Genomic DNA, 18449 nt, shown 5'->3' on the forward strand with positions numbered 1-18449 from the left:
GTCGATCAGCCGGCGTTCAGCTGCCCAGTTGATGGCCTGACTCAGGCATCTTCAGACTGGTCGGCGTCATGCATCGGGCCGCGCTGCATGTCGCCGCCCTTCATGTCACCTTTCATGCCGCCATGATGCTTGCCAGCGTGATGGCGCATGCCATTTGCCATGAAAGCTTCCAGCGCATCGAGCTGCTCGGCGGACAGCACATCGGCGAGTTTCTCGCGGCCTTCCTCACGCAGCTCCAGGCGCTGCTCCTTCATTTCCTTGCGCATTTCCTGGCGGGCGGCGGCACGCTCTTCCTTGGTGTCGGCGTCCTGCATGGCCTCACGCATGTCGTCGTGCATCTCTTTCATGCTGTCATGCATCTCGTCGCGCATTTCCTTGCGGACTTCCTTGAGCGCCTGCATCTGGTCATCGCTCAGGTTCCAGCTGGCCAGCAGCGCCTTCATGCCTTCGCGCTGCTGACGGTCGGCCATCTTCGGACCGCGCTTGTCACGCTGGTGCATCAGGTCCAGCACCTTGATCTGGTCTTCGCTGAGCACCTTGGCCAGACGATCGTGCTGGGTCTTGCGCAGTTCCTCGAAGGCGGCCCTGCGCGCTTCACGTGAGTCGAAGTCGGTCTTCTTGAGTGACTCCATGTCGTCGCGCATGAACTTGAAGGAGTCCTTGAGGGCGCTGCGCTGGTCATCATCCAGGTCCCAGCTGTCGAACAGGGCACCCATCAGCTGCATGCGTTGCTTGCCGTCCTCGGCCATGTGCTTGCCGCCACGCTCACCGCCATGCTCGTCGGCATGCTTGCCTTCGCCGTGACGCTTGCCGTCATGCTTGTCCATGTGCTTGCCGTGCATCGGCTTGCCGGCAGCCCAATAGGCTTCGAGCACCTTGACCTGATTCTCGTCGAGAATCTCAGCCAGGGCGGCCTTGTGTTCTTCACGCTGTGCCTGAATGGCGTCGCGGCGCGCTTCGCGGGAGTCGAACTTCTGCTCCTTGAGCTGCTTGCGGCTTTCCCTCTGCTGTTGCTTGAGTGCGTCGAGCTGTTGCTGCTGTTCATCGCTGAGATGCCAGCTGGCGAGAATCCTGTCGAGGCCTTCCTTGCGGTCGGCGCCGTCATGGTGCTTGTCGTTGCTTGAGGCCATGGCGGTCATCGGCAGCGCCAGGGCGGTCAGCAGACCGGAAACGATGAGCTTGCGAGAAATGCGGTTCATGGCGTACTCCGAGTGTCTAGGTAAAGGACCGGAATCAAGCGATAAGAGCATTATCAGCAGTGAATGTGCCGGCATTGTGCAAGGTTTCATGGGTTTGCGTGCAACGCGCTTCGGCGGAACATGCAACGGCTTGCTGCGTGGTCTTTGTGCAGCGTGATCTTGTGGTCTGAATCCTTTAGAGACAGAACCCTGTGGAGACTGAGTCCCTGATCAAGGTGATGGCGCCAGGGTTCAACCCGCGGCGCTCAGACGCGCTGGCCGTCAGCCGCTGTGGTGGCTCTTCTTCGCCACCTTGGCGTTCGCCGGATAGTGGCGGTTGAACTGCTGGTGGAAGCGTTGGGTCTGATGGCGGTTCAGGATGCGATCGACATCGGCCAGATAGGCCGCGCGCGCCTTGGCAAGCGCCTTGGCGTCGTGACGGCTCTCCGCAGCCTTACGGTGCTGGCGATAGTGGCGATATTGCTTGTCGAGGGTGGCACGCTGGCTGACGTTCAGGCTGATGCCATCCAGCAGCACGTTCAGCGAGACATCGGCGGCGCTGGCACTGGTCACGCTCAGCGGTGATGCCATCAGCATGACGCTCAATACGCCGGCACCGATCAGGCGAGTGCGGGAGAGAGCACGACGGGCAGGACTGTGGGACATGACGAATACCTCACTTGTGGCGTAGACCCGCGCTTGAGCAGCAGTAAATGGCTCTCGCTTGGGCAGTGTTGACAGTATCCGTCGCAGTTGGACAGCAAGTTCGCACCGTGGGTGCAACAAAAACGCAACCGCCGTCTGTGGTCACAGACGGCGGTTGTCATGTTTCTGAAAGGTTTCGATGCCTGTGTGAGGCGGGATGTCAGTCCAGTACGTCAGGCTCGAACTTGTAGCCGACCCCATAGATGGAGCGAATCACGTCGCGCTCCGGCCAGACATTGGCGATCTTGCGGCGCAGCTTCTTGACGTGGGAATCCACCGTGCGCTCGGAGACGATGCGGTGGTCGCGGTACATGTGGTCCATCAGCTGATCGCGGGAGAAGATGCGCCCCGGCGACTGCATCATCACCTTGAGCAGCTGGAACTCGACGGCGGTCAGGCCCAGGTCACTGCCATCGGCCAGTGCCTGCCAGCCTTCCTCATTGAGCACCAGCTGGCCCTTGTCGGAGGTCTGCGAGAGGGTCTGATCAAGGGCCTGGCTGCGACGCAGCACGGCCTTGATGCGCGCCACCACCTCACGCGGGCTGAAGGGTTTGCAGATGTAGTCATCGGCGCCCAGTTCCAGCCCCAGCAGGCGGTCCACTTCCTCGACCCGCGCAGTCAGCATCACGATGGGCAGCAGGTTGTCCTCGGCCCGCAGCTGGCGGCACAGGGTCAGGCCGTCGGTGCCCGGCAGCATGAGGTCCAGCAATACCAGGGCGGGTGTCTCGTCATTGACCGCCGCGATGACGGCATTGCCGTCGTCGACATGCCGGGTGCGATATCCGCTGCCGTCCAGATAATCGCATAGCAGGCTGGCGATCTTGGGCTCGTCTTCCACCACCAGAATCAGCGGTTTCTGGGTCTCGGCCCGGGCGTCAGGGGTGTCGGCGTGAACGTCGCTCATGGTCAAGAGTCCTTGCAGAGGAAAATGTCTGTTTCAAGTAGACAGCAGCGGCAGGCGAATGTCCCATCGCAGTCCGCCCAGCGATGACTGCCCCGGTACCAGCTCGCCATCATGGGCACTGACCAGCGCGCTGGCGATCGACAGGCCCAGGCCTGAACCCCCACTCGAGCGATTGCGCGAGTTCTCGACCCGATACAGGCGCTCGGTGAGGTGGGCAAGCTCGGCTTCTGGCACGCCGGGGCTCGAGTCTTCCCAGCGCACGACCGCCCAGCCGGGGTGACCGGCGCCATCCCCGGGTGAGGCAGCCTCGCGCAGCAGGCTGACCTTCAACTTGCCGGGCGAGTCGGTGTAGGCGCGGGTGTTGCTGGCCAGGTTGCTCCACAGCTGATGCAGGCGCTGCATGTCGCCCTGCACTCGCAGCGGCAGCTGGATGTCGGTCTCCAGCTGGATGCCGCTGTCTTCCAGCCAGCCGCGCAGGTCGTCCAGGCTATCGCTGAGCTGGGCATCCAGCTCCAGCGGCTCGCGCCAGGCTTCCAGCGTGCCGGCGTCGCTCTGGGCCAGCAGGCGCAGATCCGACACCAGGCGGTTTAGGGCGTCCACTTCCTGTTCCAGCGAGCCGAGGCTGTCCTGGCTCATCGGGCGGATACCGTCCTGCATGGCCTCTATCTCGCCCTTGAGCACCGCCAGCGGCGTGCGTAGCTCATGGGAGATATCACTCACCCAGCGCTGGCGGGAATCGCGGTTGGTCTCCAGCGTCTGTGCCAGCGCATTGAAATCGCCGGCCAGCCGCGACAGCTCATCCCGTCCACGCACCGGCAGGCGGGTGGCATAGTCGCCGCTCGACAGACGGCTGGCGCCACTGGCGAGGTCACGCACCCGATGGCCCAGCCACCAGGCGATACCGGCCGCCGCCAGCAAAGAGGCGAAGGTGGAGGACAGGATGATGGTCGCCAGATTGCGCGATTGACGCTCCAGATACTGGTCCTTGCCGCGGCGCAAGAATTCACTCACCGGCAGGTAGCCCAGCTCGCCGATCTTCTCGCCGTCCAGCATCAGGTCCTTGAACTGCATGCCGGGGATGGGACGTGGCGGCCCATTGAGGCGCTGACCACTGGTATCACGCAGCATGTAGTCCTGGGGACGATTGAGGTTGAAGTTCGGCGGCAGATCGAATCTGTCCTGCGGCGCCTGGGAATGCACGAGGCGCCCCCAGTTGCGTCGGCTCTTCATCCAGTCCCAGTTGCCTTCCGCGGCGTAGGCGCTGACCAGATCGGACGAAATCAACTCGATGCGCTCCTGCTGGGTCTGCTCCAGATACTCCGCGAACCCTTTGTCCATGCTATGCGAGATGAACATGTAGATGCTGCCGCCGATCACGACATTGGTCAGCAGCAGGATCACGAACAGCCGCACGGACAGCCGTGAGCGCCAGGCGGTGATGGCGGGCATCATGATGGTTGTTCCTCCTGACGCGGGGTGCGGGGCGGCAGCCCCAGCAGGCGGCGCAGATTGTGCTGCAGGTCTTCCAGCAGCAGATAAAGCGAGGGCACCAGTATCAGCAGGATCACCGTCGCGAACAGGATACCGAAGCCGATGGAGACCGCCATCGGGATCATGAAGCGCGCCTGGCGAGAGGTCTCGAAGATCATCGGCGCCAGGCCGAAGAAGGTGGTCAGTGTCGTCAGCAGGATGGGGCGCAGACGCCGCGAGGCCGCCATGATGATCGCCTCACGCGCGGTGGCACCGGCCAGACGCTGGCGGTTGGCGTAGTCGATCAGCACCAGGGCATCGTTGATGACGATGCCCGACAGCGCCAGCATGCCCATCAGGCTGATCACCGACAGGCCATAGCCCATCAGCTGATGGCCGACGACCGCGCCGATCAGACCGAAGGGAATCGCCGTCATCACCAGCAGCGGTTGCAGATAGCTTCTGAACGGCAGCGCCAGCAGTAGATAGAGTGCTGCCAGCGTCAGCAGCAACGACACCTGCAGTGACCCCAGGTTGTCGGCGGTCTCTTCCTGACGCCCGCCATAGCCGATGCTCAGGCTCGGATACTGGCGCTTCAGCTGAGGGTAGACATCGCTTTCCAGACTGGTGATCACCTGACTGACCGCGTCGGACGGGGTCACGTTGGCGGTGACCTCGATCACGCGGCGCCCGTTGATGCGCAGGATGCTGGACGCGGCGCGTCCCTGCTCGATATCGGCCACCAGCCCCAGCGGCACACTGACACCGTTGGCGGTCTGCACGCCGAAGTTCTCCAGCTGGGCGAGGCTCGCGCGCTGGTCTTCGGGCAGCAGCACCTTGACCTCGACCTCATTGCGGCCCTGCTGTTGCTTGAGGGCGGTCGCGCCGGACAGCGGCCCACGCAGCTGGTTGGCCAGGGTGGCGCCATCCAGTCCCAGCGAGCGACCGTAGGCATTGAGCTGCAGATAGAGCTCGCGCTTGCCGTCATCCAGGCCGCTGTCGATGTCCGACAGCGAGCTGTAATCCTCAAGCGACGTCGCCAGCGACTCGGCGGCGGCCATCAGCGCGCCACTGTCAGACGAGGAGAGGCGGATGGTGAGGCCCGCGCCGCGTCCTGGCCCGCCGATATCGGATTCGAACAGCAGCGACTCGGTATTGGCGATGGTGCCGGCTTCCTCACGCCAGGCTGTGATCAGCTGCGAGGGCGACCAGTTGTCCTCTACCGTGGTGTCCAGATTGGCGATGATGCTCAGCGAGTTGCCTTCGATCTCGGCGCTGGTGGAGTAGATCGCGGGGGCGTCGTCGCGCTCACGAACCCGCTCCAGCGCGTCCAGCAGCAGGGTGCGTACCTCGCGGTCCTGGCTGATCGGGCTGCCCACCGGCAGGTTGGCGGTGACGCCGGCACGGTTGGACTCGACACGCGGCATCAGCGAGAAGCCGAGGCGGCCACTGGCCATCCAGGCCATCGCCAGCACCAGCAGCGCCAGACCGCAGACGGCGGTCAGGCCACGATAGTTCAGGCACCCTTCGAGGAAGGGCTGGAAGCGGCGACGCGTGAAACGCTCCAGTCCGTGCTGGACGCCATGGCGCACGCGGTCCAGCGGTGCCAGCCAGCGTATCGGTTTCTCGCTGGTGTGACCCAGGTGGGCGGGCAGGATGAAGATCGCCTCGATCCAGCTCAGCGCGAAGATGCTGATCACCACCAGCGGGATGATGCCGAATACCAGCCCGAGGAAGCCGGGCAGGAACAGCAGCGGAATGAAGGCCACGATGTTGGACAGGATCGAGAATGCCAGCGGCACCGCGATCTCGCGCGCGCCGAGAATGGCGGCTTCGCGCATGCTGGCGCCGCGCTCGCGGTGCGAGTGGATGTTCTCGCCGACGATGATGGCGTCATCGACCACGATGCCCAGCGCGATGATGAAGGCGAACATCGAGATCATGTTGATGGACACGCCGACCAGCGGCAGGAACAGCATCGCGCCCAGGAAGGCGGTGGGGATGCCCAGCGTGACCCAGAAGGCGAGACGCGCCTCGAGGAACAGCCCCAATAGCACCAGCACAAGCACCAGCCCCATCCAGGCATTCTTGAGCAGCAGTTCCAGGCGGTCCTGGTAGATCAGCGAGTCATCGTCCTCGACGCTCAGCGTCAGCCCGCGCGGCAGGCTGGCGGTCAATTGCGGCAGCATCGCCATGGTCGCGGCGGACAGCTCGTTGGGTGTCTGGGAGCCGACCTGATAGATATCGAGACCAATCGCCGGTTCGCCGTCGTAGAGCACTTCCTTGTCGCTGTCAGCGAAGCCGTCGGTGACGGTGGCGATATCGCCCAGACGCACGACATTGCCTTCCTGGCTGGAGATCACCGGCAGCTGCGCGAACTCGGCGGCGCCGTCGCGACGCGCCTCATAGCGCACCAGGTATTCGCCCTGCTGGGTATCGAGACTGCCCCCGGCCAGGTTGAGCGCCTGATTGCCGATTAGGCCGGCGATATCCTGATGCGACAGGCCGTAGCGACGCAGCGCGCCTTCCTCCAGCGCGACATGCACCTCGCGGTCACGGATGCCGGTCAGCTCCACCTTGGTGATGTCATCGCTGTCCAGCAGGCTCAGGCGCAGACGCTCGGCGACATTGCGCAGGGTCTGGTCATCGGTCTGGCCATGCAGCTTGAGCTCCATCACGCTGCGCGAGCGGCCCGCCAGCGAGTAGACGGGCGGGTCGGATTCATCGGGCAGGGTGGTGATGCTGTCGATGGCCTGCTGGATGTCCTGATAGGCGCGCATGGTCTCGACGCCGTCCTGCAGCTCGATGGACAGCGAGCCAAGGCCTTCCTCGGCGGTGGCGGTGATCTCCTCGATGCCCTCCACGTCCTGTACCGCGGACTCCATAGCCTGCAACAGGCTTTCGGAGACCTCATCCGGCGTGGCACCGGAATAGCTGACGCTGACGTTGATGATCTCGAGCTCGAAGGAGGGGAATACCTCCTTCTTGATCTGACTGGACATCAGCAGGCCGCCGAGAATCAGACACAGCATCAGCAGGTTGGCGGCGACGCCGTGATCGTGCATCCAGCGGATGGGGCCCTTGAGGCGCGACTGTGCCGTCATGAGTCACTTCCGGTGGTCGTGGTGTTCTGGTCGGCAGCGGCGGTGCTCTTGTCGACAGTCGCCGTGTCCTTCTCAACTGTCGCGGTGCTCTTGTCGCCAGCCGTCGTCCTGTCGTCAGCCGCCTTGGCATCCGTCGCCCGGGCGGTCGGCGTCGGCGCATCGCCGCGGGCGCGCAGTGCCATGCCGGCTTCGACGCTGCTCAGGGAGCTTATGATGACGCGCTCGCCGTCCACCAGACCGTCGGCGACCAGCAGGGTGTCATTGCCCAGGTGGCGCACGCCTACCGAGCGCTTCTCGAGGTGCCCGTCCTCCGTCAGCACCCAGACCTGCTGGCCGCTGCGCAGCGCACTGATCGGCAGTTCGATCAGCGAGGCGGTGCGTCGGGGCGTCAGGGTCGCCTCGACCACATCACCGATGCGCAGCGCCGGGGTGCTGGCGCGCGCCTCTCCAGAGACATTGAGCGCCAGCGGGTCTTCCACCGCCACCATCACCTGGGTCAGCAGGCCGTTGTCTTCCAGCGACGGCAGCACGCTCCACACTTCGCCACGGCGATGCTGGCCATCCGGCCAGGCCTTGCTCGAGAGCAGTACCGGCGTGCCCTGGCCATCACGGGCGTGGGTCGAGAGCCACTCCATGTCGGCCTGCGGCAGATTGAGGCGCACCCAGAAGCGGTCGGTGGCCACCAGCGTCAACAGGTCGGTGAAGGCGTTGAGATCGCTGCCTTCGCCGACCAGACGCTCGCTGATCAGGCCGTCGTAGGGGGCGCGTATCTCGGTGCGGGCCAGATTGAGCTTGGCCTGATCGCGGCTGGCGCGGGCGCTTTCCACGGCGGCCTGGGCCGACTTGAGCTGAGGCTCGCGCAGGACCAGCGCCTTCTGGGCCGCCGGCAGATTGCGACCGAAGGTCTTGTATTCCGAGGCGGCGCGGATCTGCTCGCCCTTTTCAGAGGCGAGGCTGGCTTCTGCCGTGGCGAGATCTGCCTCGGCCTGACGCAGTGCCAGCTGATAATCCAGTTGATCGAGACTGGCCAGCAGCTGGTTCTTGCGAACCTCGCGGCCGGCCTCGATGCCTTCGGGGAAGGGCGCCAGCTGGCCGCTGACGCGCGTGGAGACCGTGGTCTGACGATCGGCGATCACGCGACCGAAGCCCTCAAGCGTCGGGGCGTTGGCGGCATGGCTGACCGTCACTACCTCGACCGTGGGTGCAGGTGCCTCGCTGGGGGCACGCTTCGGCGCACCGGGGCGATGATTCATCCACCAGGCGGCCAGCGCGATCGCCAGCGCGAGAATGATCAGCGCCAGCAGGCGCATCCAGATCAGGCGCCGCGAGGAGGGTGCGGGGCGGCCGTCAGGGGCGGGCGATGCGGAAGACGAGGCTGGCGTCTCAGGGCTATGGTCCATGCGGACTCCGAACGAAAAGTGACTGGCCTGATGCGCAGCCGTCTTCTGGCCAGTCGCTTTGGCGTCGGTCAGAGCGGGCGATGGATCATGGCCATGAAAGGCAGACGAATGGGTGGATGATCGCATGATGCCATTCAGGCGCAATGCCAAAATGGGAAATAGCGTGCAACAGACGCAATCTGCCATTGCGTGATTGGCGTCCCACAAAAAAGCTGCCACATGAAGTGGCAGCTTTTCACGAGTGCGCCTGGCGGGCGGCGGCTGCTGACGGGATGAACCGCTCTATCAGCCTGGCTGAACCGCGCGGGCAGGCTAGATTTCAGTAGTTGAAATAGTTGAACTGGATAACCTAGATGAACAGGCCGATCAGCAGTGCCATGCAGACGCCGATCACGCCGATCAGGGTCTCCATCACCGTCCAGCTCTTCAGCGTTTCCTTCTCGGTGAGGCCGAAGTAGCGGCTGACCAGCCAGAAGCCGGAGTCATTGACGTGACTGAGCACGGTGGCGCCACTGGCGATGGCGATCACCACCAGCCCCAGCACCGGGCCTGACAGCGCCAGCGTATCGATCACCGGGGCCATCAGGCCGGCGGCGGTGATCATCGCCACGGTGGCCGAGCCCTGGATGACACGCACGGCGGTGGCGATCAGGAAGGCAAGCAGGATAGGCGGCAGGTTGCTGTCGGCCATCAGGTTGCCGAGCACGTCACCGACCCCGGAATCGATCAGCATCTGCTTGAAGACGCCGCCCGCGCCGGTGACCAGGATGATGATGCCGGCGGGTTCGAGCGCCTTGGTGGCGACTTCCATCACCTGTTCGCGCGTCATGCCACGCCGTGTACCCAGCAGGGTGAAGGCCATCAGGGTGGCCAGACTCAGCGCCACGAACGGGTGGCCGAGGAAGCCCAGCCAGCCGACCAGCGGACTGTCGTCACCGAACAGGAAGCCCGAGACGGTATTGAGCACGATCAGCGCCAGCGGCAGCAGCACGATGGACAGGATCAGACCGAAGCCCGGGGCGCGCTGATTGACCTCTTCATCGCTCATCACGCTGCCGGTATTTTCCATGTAATCCGGGATCCTGGCGTCGATGCGCGCCGCGATGAAGCGACCGAAGATCGGCCCCGCGATGATCATCGCCGGCAGGCCACACAGCGCCCCGAACAGGATGACGTAGCCGAGATCGGCACCGATCAGCTTGGCGACCGCGATCGGCCCCGGGGTCGGCGGAATGAAGGAGTGCGTCACGGCCAGACCGGCGAGCAGCGGAATGCCGTAATAGAGCAGCGAGCGGCCGCTGCGGCGTGCCAACGCGTAGACCAGCGGCACCAGGATGATGAAGGCGACATCCAGGAACACCGGAATCGCGACCAGAAAGCCGGTCAGCGCCAGCGCCCATTGCGAGCGTAAGGTGCCGAAGCGCCCCAGCAGGGTGTTGGCCATGCGATCGACACCGCCGGACACTTCCAGCATCTTGCCGAACATCGCGCCAAGACCGACCACGGTGGCAACGAAGCCCAGGGTGTTGCCCATGCCGTTGGTGACGGAATCGATGATGGCGTCGGGCTGCATGCCGGTGGCCAGTCCGACCCCCAGACTCACCACCAGCAGGGCAACGAAGGCATGCAGGCGCAGGCGCATGACGAGGTAAAGCAGCAGCAGAATGCCGCCGAGGGCGGCAAGGACGAGGGTGCTATCTGGGGACATGATGGCGAACTCTTGCGGCTGGCAACGGCGTGATCATCGGCCATTGCCCAAAGGCGTATTGTGTGAGGCGTCGTGGATCGTGCAGGATGAAAGTTACCGGTAACATTCACACTTACGCAATGATCCGAAAGGTGCATGAGGGGCAAAAGTCTGTCGCGTCTGGCAGCTGGCTGTCCGCCAGCGGGCAGTCGCTCAGTGCGCGACAGCCGTCCCGAGGCGCCTGACAAGGGATTGATCGGCAACATCGGGTACGCTGGTGGGCCATCGTTTTCATTCAAGGGGGAGAGGGTTTTCATGCAGCAGCAGGCAGAAGGAGCATCAGCGGTCGCGTCGATGCCGACCAGGTCAGAGGCTCTGGCCGCTCAGGGTGGCGTGCGTCTGGTGGTCATGGGGGTGTCGGGCTGTGGCAAGTCACACGTCGGGCAGCAGCTGGCGGCGTGCCTGGGCGCGCAGTTCATCGATGGCGACGATTATCACGGTGAGGCCAACGTGGCCAAGATGGCGCGCGGCATCCCCCTGGATGACGATGATCGCCACGGCTGGCTGGCCCGTCTGACGGAGCTGATCGAGGCGGCGCGTCGCGACGGGCGCAGTCTGGTACTGGCCTGCTCGTCCTTGAAGCGACGCTATCGGGATCAACTGCGTGGCGGGGACCCCGCGCTGGGCTTCGTGTTCCTCGAAGGCACGCGCGAGCTGCTGCTGGAACGCCTCGAGGCGCGGACCGATCATTTCTTCAAGGGCGCTGACATGCTCGACAATCAGCTGGCGACGCTCGAGGTGCCCGGCGACGATGAAGGGCGCATTCACACCCTCGACATCAGCGCCACACCGCAGGCGCTGGTCGAGAGTGTCTGTCAGCAGGTCCTCGACGCGCCATAGCGCTAGTCGCTCGCCGGACGTCTCACGGCGACAGGTTGCTGCCACTTATTACGAGGACAAAGTATCACGAGGACAGGCTACCGCCAGTCTGCAGGCTGAAGCCCAGGTCTTCCCACAGGCCGTGGGGCGTGGCGTCGAGATCACCGCTCAGGCGTGCCAGCAACAGGGCGGCGGCGCGTTCGCCGATCTCGCGGCGCGGGGTGACCACGCTGGCCAGCGGTGGCCAGGTGCCGCGGGTCATCTCCAGCCCATTGAAGCCGGCCAGCGCCAGCTGGTCGGGCACCGACAGGCCACGGCGCTGACACTCGAACAGACCGCCGGCCGCCAGGTCGTCATTGCAGCAGAATACCGCGCGGGTCTCGGGCCAGCGGGTCAGCATCTCATCGAGCAGCTCGCCGCCCAGGCGCACGCTGGAGGGAGCATCGGTGGTCAACAGCGCCTGCTGCGACAGGCCGGCGGCCTCCAGCGCGGCTCGCCAGCCGCCCAGGCGCTGTTCGACGCGGCGGTCCATGCGCGCGCCAAGAAAGCCGATATGACGATGGCCCAGGGCGATCATGGCCTCGGTCATCGCACGGCCGGCGGCGTGCTGGTCCAGTCCCACCGCCATGTCGAGCGGCGTCTCGCGCTTCTCCATGCACTCCACCACCGCACAGCCTGAGCGCGCGATCATCTCGCGGGTACGCGGGCTATGGCGACTGCCGCACAGCACCAGCCCGTCGATTCCGAAGGAGAGCCAGGTCTCGATCAGGCGCTCCTCTTCCTGCATCGAATAGCCGGTATGGCCGATCAGCAGCTGATAGCCCGCGGCGGCCAGCGGGGCTTCCAGGCCGCGATGCAGCTCCGAGAACACGGCGTTGGAGAGCGAAGGAATCAGCAGCGCGATCAGCCGCGAGTGGCCGCTGGCGAGGCTGCCGGCCTGACGGTTGGGCATGTAACCCAGCTCGCGAGCGCACTCGGTGACGCGTTCGCGCATCGCGGCGGACACCTTCTCGGGCTGATTGAGCGCGCGCGACACCGTGACCTTGGTGACGCCCAGTCGGGCGGCGATATCGGCCAGGGTGACGCGCTTGAGGCGGGAAGCTTTGTGTGGCTGAGAGGGCATGGACATTCAAGCGGCTGCGAAGGAGGACAAGAGTGTCCCTGTTAAGGCAGCCCGGGAGCAAGCCTTGCCCGGCGGATCAGACGTGACTCAGCGAGAGCAGGAACAGCATCATCGGCGGCGCTGCCAGCGACAGCAGGAAGCCCGAGACCACGGCGACCGGGACGCAGGCCACGCCGCCGGTCTGCTGGATCACCGGTAGCGTGAAGTCCATCGAGGTGGCCCCGCCGATGCCGATGGCCAGCGGCGTGTAGCGCTGGATGGTCAGGGGGATCAGCACGAAGGCCAGCAGCTCGCGCGCCAGATCATTGAAGAAGGCGGCGCCGCCGAGAATCGGCCCGAGCTGATCACCGATCAGGATCCCCGACAGGGAATACCAGCCGAAGCCGGCCGAGATCGCCATGCCCTGATTCCACTCCAGCGCCAGCAGAGGCGCCGCCAGCAGGCCGCCGAGCAGCGAACTGGCCATCACCGTCAGCGCGATGACCAGGCCGTGTCGATTGAGCAGGATCTGGCGCAGGCTCATGCCGGAGCTTCTGAGCTGGCAGCCGATCAGCGCCAGCAGCACATAGAGGGCCCATTCGGCGAGGGTGTCGGTATCAAGCTGGGTGCCGAAGGTCTTGAGCAGCACGCCGGCGCCGACGCCGAGCGCGACCATGGCGGCAAGGGTCAGCGAGCCGGACAGTGCCTGCCAGCGGGTTATCGGTGCGCCATCCACCGCCTGGGCGGGATTGGCGCGTAGCGGGCTGCGGCGCGACAGCCACCACAGCGCCAGCAGATTCAGCGGCGTGATGATGGCGAACAGCGTCAACGCCTGACCGCTCATGGCGGCCATGCCGACACTCAACTGCTCCAGCGCCGCCAGTCCCATGCCCATCAGGAACAGGATGAGATAGATGGAGGCATTGACCAGCCGATTGACCACCGCCAGGCGGCCAGGATCAGTGAGACGTACCAGATAGCCGAGTATCAGCGGCAGCAGAATGAAGATGAGACCCGACAGCATGACCCTTCCCTGGCATTGCCACCCGGATAGCAGGGTGGCGCAAGTGATTGATTGGCGGTGAATACCGCCGAAGGACCTTATTATATCGGTTGGCGTGGGGTCTGGATAACCCCGCCATCAGCATTGCGTGAGAGACTTGCTGATGGCGTATCAGCGGGGCTTATGATCAGCCGCGCTAGAGGCGGGAGCATGTCATCACTGGCGGGCGCTGCTCAGCTGGTTCAGGGTCAGGTGGGCCGAGCGCGGCGGTACCTTGCCGTTGCGGTTGCCTTCCTTGTCCATGACGTCTTCGTAGTCGAGGTAATCGAGGCCGACCATCAGGCCCGGCCAGCGCGGCGCCAGCCAGATACGGTAGTGCTTGTGTTCGCGATGCTTGCGCCATGCCTCGATGCGCAGGGTGCGGAAGGTGCGCTGTGCCGCCTGGCGCGTTTCCTGGCCCTGGATCTCGTACATCAAGGTGCGCTGGCGGCCCTTGTGGTCGAGATAGTCCAGTGAGCAGGGCGTCGCGGCCAGACAGGCCTGCTCGCTCCATTGGCTGTCGACCTGCTGGCTCAGCAGCACCAGCAGGCTCTGACGGTCAGGCAGGCGGGTGTCGCCTGCCTGCGGTGCTTCCCGGTTGTAGTCCTTGCCGATGCCGGCCAGCCGATAGCCGGAGCGATAGCCCTCGGGCAGCATGCGGCCCTCCGCAAGCGTGAAGCGGCCCTGCTCATAGCCGCTGGCGACCTTGATGGAGGCCTCCATGCTGACGATGTACAGCTCGCCGCTCTGGCTGACGCGCTGGGTGATGGGCACATCCGGCCAGCCATCCAGCACCAGGGTGTAGTGGGCGGTGAAGGGCACCGGGGCGATGCTGGCGACAGGTGCCACGGGCGCGTCAGGGCTGACAGCGGCTTCATCGCTGGCCGCCTGGGCACTGCCCGCCAGCAGGAGCGCCCCCAGGCCTGCGCGGCACAGGCGCTGCCATGCCGAGGGTCGATCAGCGCGTGTGGCGGTGCAAGCGCCGCGCCGCGCGGGGGCTTGAGAAAGGTGAGACAAGGCGAAAGATGGCAGGGTCATGGTGACTCCCGAGACCGGCACTGGAGCCGTGGCCTGTGAATGAGGGTGTCGAGCGGTCAGGCAGCGACGGGGTAGGGCGACTGCACGTAGTGATGTAATAGTGATGTAATGATGTTGAGGCGATCCACAATCAAGCCAACGCCCGCCAGGCGGCCACGACGATATTTCAGCGCTTGCTCATGTGCAATGGATAGGTACTCTGTAACTGCCTTGTCCTTCCGCCGCACGCGGCGCGTACCTAGACGTTGGGTCCAATCAGGAGATCATCATGGCCAGCATTGTCATCATTGCCGGGGATTTTGTAGAAGATTACGAGCTGATGGTGCCCTTCCAGGCGCTGCAGGCGATGGGACATCGCGTGGATGTCGTCTGCCCGGACAAGACGGAAGGCGATATCGTCAAGACCGCCATCCATGACTTCGAGGGTGATCAGACCTACACCGAGAAGCCGGGCCACAACTTCGCGCTCAACGCCAGCTTCGCCGAGATCGCCGTCGAGAGTTACGACGCGTTGCTGATTCCCGGTGGCCGCGCCCCCGAGTATCTGCGTCTGGATGAGCGTGTACTGGCGATGGTGCGTCACTTCGTCGAGGCCGACAAGCCCATCGCCGCCGTCTGTCATGGTCCGCAGCTCTTGGCCGCCGCCATGTCGCTGGAAGGCCATCGCGTCAGCGCCTATCCAGCCTGTGCGCCTGAGGTGAAGCTGGCGGGCGGTGAGTTCGTGTCGCTGGAAGTGACCGACGCCGTGACCTCCGGCAAGCTGGTGACTGCACCGGCCTGGCCGGCGCATCCGGAATGGCTGCGTCAGTTCCAGGCGCTGCTGGTGTGATTCACCCCCGCTAGCGCCCGCCATCGCATCGGATCTGCCTGACGACACCCTGCCACTCGGCGGGGTGTCGTCGTTTCAGACGGTCAGCGCCTCGATCCAGGCCCGCTGCGGGGCGAGTCGCGATTGCTGTGCGGCTCGCCATGCGGGGTCGCCCAGCGTGGTGGCATACCGCTCGGCGTGATCACAGGCCAGCAGCAACCAGCTGCCGGCCAGCGACTCACCGCGAGCGCGCTTGCTCGCCAGACTCTCGAGCAGCCCCGCGAAGGCGGTGCCGGTGGAGGGGCCGACTTCAAGCCCGGCATGCTCGGCCAGCCATAGCGCGGCCGCCTGACTGCGTGCATCCGCGATGCGTAGGTAGTCATCGAAATGGGCGGGGTCGAATGCCTCCAGCACGCAGGGCCGCCCGATGCCTTCGATGGGGTTGGCCGCCTGCGGGACGGGCAGGCTGGTCGTACGGGTGCCGTGGGCACGATGGTGCTGCCAGCAGGCGTGATAGACGGAGTGCTCGGGGTCCACGCCGATCACGCGGGCACGATGGCTCCCGTGATGCAGATGGCTCCCCTGATGCAGATGACGCTTGTGGCGCAGATGGCGCGCGAAGCTGGCGGCGCTGCCGCCGGTGCCGGCGCCGAGAAATACCGCCTGTAGCTCGGGCAGCTCACGCGCGGCGATCTGTGCCAGGCACTCCCCGGGCAGGCTCGTGTCGCTTGCCCAGTCACCGGCAGTAGCGGCATGGCGGAATTGATTGAGGAAGTGACCGCCGCTGTCATCGGCAAGCGCCTGCGCATGCTGGCAAAGCCGAGCGGAGTCTTCGATTTCCACCACGCGCCCGCCCTCGTCACGAATCGCTTCCTGCTTGTAAAAGGCGGTGCCCCTGGGCACCACGGCAATGAATTGAAGCCCCAGCCGGCGTGCCAGCCACGCCTCGGAGACCGCCGTGGAGCCCGAGGAGGCTTCGATCACCGGACAGCCGGGCGTCAGCCAATCCTTTAGCAGGGCCTGCTCGAACAGCGACATCGCCAGGCGATGCTTGAGCGAGCCGCTGGCATGCGCTCGCTCGTCCTTGATCAGGATGCGCGCCTCACCCAGCCCGCGCAGGCTGAGTTCCAGCAGCGGGGTCGCCGGGGTGGCGGCCTTCAAGGCCGCAAGCTTCATGAGACTGCGTTGGTGCCATGACTCGCGCTGAGTCGCGTGCGGGGCGTGCTGTGCTGCGGGCGTGCTGAAAGGCGCAGTCGAGGGCGAGGCAGTGGTCGGCATGGCGGCATTTTCGGTCGCAGGAAGGAGCTTTCATGGTATGACCAGCCGCCAAGCAAAACTTGCCAGTTGTCATGGCGTGAGCCATGTTTCATGGCAAGAATTCATTGCGAGGTGAGGGTAATGGAGAAAATAGTGCTCGATGCCACGGACCGCGCCCTGCTGCGGCTGCTGCAGCGCGATGCCAGCCTGTCGTTGGCGGCGCTGGCGGAAGCCGTGCATCTGACCACGTCTCCTTGCTGGAAGCGCCTCAAGCGCCTGGAAGAGTGTGGCGTGATCACCGCACGGGTGGCGTTGCTGAATGCCGAGCTGATCGGCATGGGGTTGACGGCCTTCGTGCAGATCAAGACCCGCGATCACTCGCGGGCCTGGTTCGAGCGTTTCGTGGCCATCGTCGAGGAGATCGAGGAAGTCACCGAGTTCTATCGCATGGCCGGTGACTACGACTATCTCCTCAAGGTGCAGGTCGAGGACATGAACGCCTACGATCGCGTCTACAAGCGGCTGGTCAACACCATCGACGAGCTGAGCGACGTGTCGGCCCGCTTCGCGATGGAGCGCATCAAGACGACCACCGCGCTGCCGCTGTGATGGCTGTCAGGCGGTGACGTCTGATCGCCGGTTGAGCGCCGTGCGCCAGCGTGCTCAATAACCGTGCTCGCGGCTGATGCCGGTCAGCACTTCACCTCGCTGAATGCGGCGAATGTTGTCTGCCAGCTGATCAGCTGCCTCGGCCACCGGGGTCGGCGCAGCGGCATGCGGCGTGATGATCACGCGCGGCTGGTGCCACAGCGGGCTGTCCTCGGCCAGTGGCTCGTGCTGGAAGACGTCGAGCAGGGCGCCCCTGAGCTTGCCTTCCTCGAGCGCCGCGACCAGGTCCTCCTCGACCACGCTGCTGCCACGCCCCGGATTGATCAGCACGGCGTCGTCGGGCAGGGACTGGAAGACATCGGTGTTCAACACGTCTCTCGTGGCCGGCGTATTGGGCAACAGGTTGATCACCGCCTTGAGGCCGAGCGACTCGTCACCCAGCACTTGCTGGAGGGTGCGGCCCCCTTCGCCGGTTTCATGGTGGCAGGTCACGCCCTGCAACGTGTGGGCGCTGCGGCTGAAGCCATGTACCGGATAGCCGTCTGCCGCCAGTGATTCGGCGATTTGGCTGCCGATGGCGCCCAGCCCGAGCACTGCCACCGGGTACTGATGGGTGCGCACCACGCGGTGCGGGGCCCAGTGTGAGTCCGCCTGCTGTCTGGCATAGCGGTCGAAATCACGCCGAAAATACAGCAGGCCATAGCGCACGTAATCCAGCATGTGGCTGGCCATGCCGGCATCGCTCAGTTTGAGCACCGGCACATCGTCAGGCAGTGCCGGGTTGCCTAGCAGGCTGTCGACGCCCGCGCCCAGATTGAGGATCGCCTTGACGTCATGATCGCGGTGGCGCTCGAACAGCGCTGCGGGCGGTGCCCACACCACCAGCACATCGCCCAGCATCTCGCCGTCATCGGCAACGATTTCCAGCGGCGCGTGCTTTGATGACGACTCCGACGACTGTTCCGAAAACTCACCTTGCTGCGACCCCTTGGCGTCGGCGGTATCGCACAGGCGCTGACGCAGAGCATCGCACCAACGTTCGGCGCGTTCATGATGTACCAGTATTCGCATGCTGTTCTCCTCTTCAGGGACGCTGGGTGGCGGGGCGGGATTGCTGAACTGTCCTGGTCTGTTCGTAGGTGTCGGGTTCCGTCTGATTGACTATAGCTTGCGTAAACAGCTCAGGTCGTTCGACCTGCCACTCCTTCATTGCTGCTATAGGCGCTTTGTGGTGTAGTGCTCTCTGAGGAATGTGGTGGTTATAGA

Annotated in this window: 15 protein-coding genes and 1 pseudogene; 3 read left to right on the forward strand and 13 right to left on the reverse strand. The window is 64.8% G+C overall.

Annotated elements, in window-relative coordinates:
* Positions 1–41 precede the first annotated feature (41 nt).
* From NH396_RS16270 to NH396_RS16300, 7 genes are all read right to left on the reverse strand, one after another.
* Positions 42–1199, reverse strand: coding sequence for a hypothetical protein (locus tag NH396_RS16270; protein WP_253064940.1), 1158 nt, complete (start codon positions 1197–1199; stop codon positions 42–44).
* Between the two features lie 261 nt (positions 1200–1460).
* Positions 1461–1844, reverse strand: a complete 384-nt coding sequence (locus tag NH396_RS16275) for a hypothetical protein (RefSeq protein ID WP_253064942.1) — start codon at positions 1842–1844, stop codon at positions 1461–1463.
* 199 nt (positions 1845–2043) lie between these two features.
* Positions 2044–2787 (reverse strand): response regulator, encoded by a 744-nt coding sequence (locus NH396_RS16280; protein WP_175089247.1) that lies wholly within the window; start codon positions 2785–2787, stop codon positions 2044–2046.
* A 33-nt stretch (positions 2788–2820) separates the two neighbouring features.
* Complete coding sequence (locus NH396_RS16285; protein WP_253064944.1) at positions 2821–4239, reverse strand: ATP-binding protein; 1419 nt, start codon at positions 4237–4239, stop codon at positions 2821–2823.
* A complete protein-coding gene (locus NH396_RS16290) occupies positions 4236–7361 on the reverse strand; it encodes an efflux RND transporter permease subunit (RefSeq protein ID WP_253064946.1) in 3126 nt (1041 codons plus the stop codon). Before NH396_RS16290 ends, NH396_RS16285 begins: the two co-directional genes overlap by 4 nt.
* Positions 7358–8761 (reverse strand): efflux RND transporter periplasmic adaptor subunit, encoded by a 1404-nt coding sequence (locus NH396_RS16295; protein ID WP_253064948.1) that lies wholly within the window; start codon positions 8759–8761, stop codon positions 7358–7360. The genes NH396_RS16290 and NH396_RS16295 overlap by 4 nt, the downstream gene beginning before the upstream one ends.
* A gap of 349 nt (positions 8762–9110) precedes the next feature.
* Positions 9111–10469: a gluconate:H+ symporter gene (locus tag NH396_RS16300; protein WP_253064950.1), complete on the reverse strand. Its 1359-nt coding sequence runs from the start codon at positions 10467–10469 to the stop codon at positions 9111–9113.
* 294 nt (positions 10470–10763) lie between these two features.
* On the opposite strand from NH396_RS16300, the gene NH396_RS16305 reads away from it, so the two are divergent.
* Complete coding sequence (locus tag NH396_RS16305) at positions 10764–11348, forward strand: gluconokinase (protein ID WP_306424427.1); 585 nt, start codon at positions 10764–10766, stop codon at positions 11346–11348.
* A 64-nt stretch (positions 11349–11412) separates the two neighbouring features.
* Here the strand turns inward: NH396_RS16305 and NH396_RS16310 are convergent, their stop codons facing one another.
* From NH396_RS16310 to NH396_RS16320, 3 genes are all read right to left on the reverse strand, one after another.
* Positions 11413–12450 (reverse strand): LacI family DNA-binding transcriptional regulator, encoded by a 1038-nt coding sequence (locus NH396_RS16310; protein WP_253064952.1) that lies wholly within the window; start codon positions 12448–12450, stop codon positions 11413–11415.
* A 76-nt stretch (positions 12451–12526) separates the two neighbouring features.
* Positions 12527–13453, reverse strand: a complete 927-nt coding sequence (locus tag NH396_RS16315) for a lysine exporter LysO family protein (protein ID WP_253064954.1) — start codon at positions 13451–13453, stop codon at positions 12527–12529.
* A 195-nt stretch (positions 13454–13648) separates the two neighbouring features.
* The gene (locus NH396_RS16320; protein WP_253064956.1) at positions 13649–14509 is read right to left on the reverse strand and encodes a hypothetical protein; all 861 of its coding nucleotides are present in this window, start codon (positions 14507–14509) and stop codon (positions 13649–13651) included.
* Between the two features lie 268 nt (positions 14510–14777).
* On the opposite strand from NH396_RS16320, the gene NH396_RS16325 reads away from it, so the two are divergent.
* The gene (locus NH396_RS16325; RefSeq protein ID WP_043334317.1) at positions 14778–15338 is read left to right on the forward strand and encodes a DJ-1/PfpI family protein; all 561 of its coding nucleotides are present in this window, start codon (positions 14778–14780) and stop codon (positions 15336–15338) included.
* Positions 15339–15413: 75 nt separating this feature from the next.
* On the opposite strand, the gene NH396_RS16330 is transcribed toward NH396_RS16325, so the two are convergent.
* Positions 15414–16493: a pyridoxal-phosphate dependent enzyme gene (locus NH396_RS16330; protein ID WP_253064958.1), complete on the reverse strand. Its 1080-nt coding sequence runs from the start codon at positions 16491–16493 to the stop codon at positions 15414–15416.
* Between the two features lie 222 nt (positions 16494–16715).
* Here NH396_RS16330 and NH396_RS16335 point away from each other — a divergent pair, with 222 nt between their 5' ends.
* The gene (locus NH396_RS16335; protein ID WP_290441822.1) at positions 16716–17183 is read left to right on the forward strand and encodes an Lrp/AsnC family transcriptional regulator; all 468 of its coding nucleotides are present in this window, start codon (positions 16716–16718) and stop codon (positions 17181–17183) included.
* A 54-nt stretch (positions 17184–17237) separates the two neighbouring features.
* Here the strand turns inward: NH396_RS16335 and NH396_RS16340 are convergent, their stop codons facing one another.
* Together NH396_RS16340 and NH396_RS16345 are read right to left on the reverse strand one after the other, a co-directional pair.
* Positions 17238–18254 (reverse strand): glyoxylate/hydroxypyruvate reductase A, encoded by a 1017-nt coding sequence (locus NH396_RS16340; RefSeq protein ID WP_253064959.1) that lies wholly within the window; start codon positions 18252–18254, stop codon positions 17238–17240.
* Positions 18255–18267: 13 nt separating this feature from the next.
* Positions 18268–18449, reverse strand: a pseudogene (locus tag NH396_RS16345) (IS481 family transposase); the annotation flags it as partial.

The sequence above is a fragment of the Cobetia sp. Dlab-2-AX genome, assembly GCF_024124625.1.
Lineage (GTDB): Bacteria > Pseudomonadota > Gammaproteobacteria > Pseudomonadales > Halomonadaceae > Cobetia.

Excerpts from the sequence above, each read along its gene's own strand:
- NH396_RS16330 (WP_253064958.1), bottom strand. The coding sequence starts at position 16,493 with ATGAAGCTTGCGGCCTTGAAGGCCGCCACCCCGGCGACCCCGCTGCTG.
- NH396_RS16340 (WP_253064959.1), bottom strand. The coding sequence starts at position 18,254 with ATGCGAATACTGGTACATCATGAACGCGCCGAACGTTGGTGCGATGCT.
- NH396_RS16315 (WP_253064954.1), bottom strand. The coding sequence starts at position 13,453 with ATGCTGTCGGGTCTCATCTTCATTCTGCTGCCGCTGATACTCGGCTAT.
- NH396_RS16280 (WP_175089247.1), bottom strand. The coding sequence starts at position 2,787 with ATGAGCGACGTTCACGCCGACACCCCTGACGCCCGGGCCGAGACCCAG.
- NH396_RS16275 (WP_253064942.1), bottom strand. The coding sequence starts at position 1,844 with ATGTCCCACAGTCCTGCCCGTCGTGCTCTCTCCCGCACTCGCCTGATC.
- NH396_RS16325 (WP_043334317.1), top strand. The coding sequence starts at position 14,778 with ATGGCCAGCATTGTCATCATTGCCGGGGATTTTGTAGAAGATTACGAG.
- NH396_RS16290 (WP_253064946.1), bottom strand. The coding sequence starts at position 7,361 with ATGACGGCACAGTCGCGCCTCAAGGGCCCCATCCGCTGGATGCACGAT.
- NH396_RS16320 (WP_253064956.1), bottom strand. The coding sequence starts at position 14,509 with ATGACCCTGCCATCTTTCGCCTTGTCTCACCTTTCTCAAGCCCCCGCG.
- NH396_RS16305 (WP_306424427.1), top strand. The coding sequence starts at position 10,764 with ATGCAGCAGCAGGCAGAAGGAGCATCAGCGGTCGCGTCGATGCCGACC.
- NH396_RS16310 (WP_253064952.1), bottom strand. The coding sequence starts at position 12,450 with ATGCCCTCTCAGCCACACAAAGCTTCCCGCCTCAAGCGCGTCACCCTG.
- NH396_RS16285 (WP_253064944.1), bottom strand. The coding sequence starts at position 4,239 with ATGATGCCCGCCATCACCGCCTGGCGCTCACGGCTGTCCGTGCGGCTG.
- NH396_RS16270 (WP_253064940.1), bottom strand. The coding sequence starts at position 1,199 with ATGAACCGCATTTCTCGCAAGCTCATCGTTTCCGGTCTGCTGACCGCC.
- NH396_RS16295 (WP_253064948.1), bottom strand. The coding sequence starts at position 8,761 with ATGGACCATAGCCCTGAGACGCCAGCCTCGTCTTCCGCATCGCCCGCC.
- NH396_RS16300 (WP_253064950.1), bottom strand. The coding sequence starts at position 10,469 with ATGTCCCCAGATAGCACCCTCGTCCTTGCCGCCCTCGGCGGCATTCTG.
- NH396_RS16335 (WP_290441822.1), top strand. The coding sequence starts at position 16,716 with ATGGAGAAAATAGTGCTCGATGCCACGGACCGCGCCCTGCTGCGGCTG.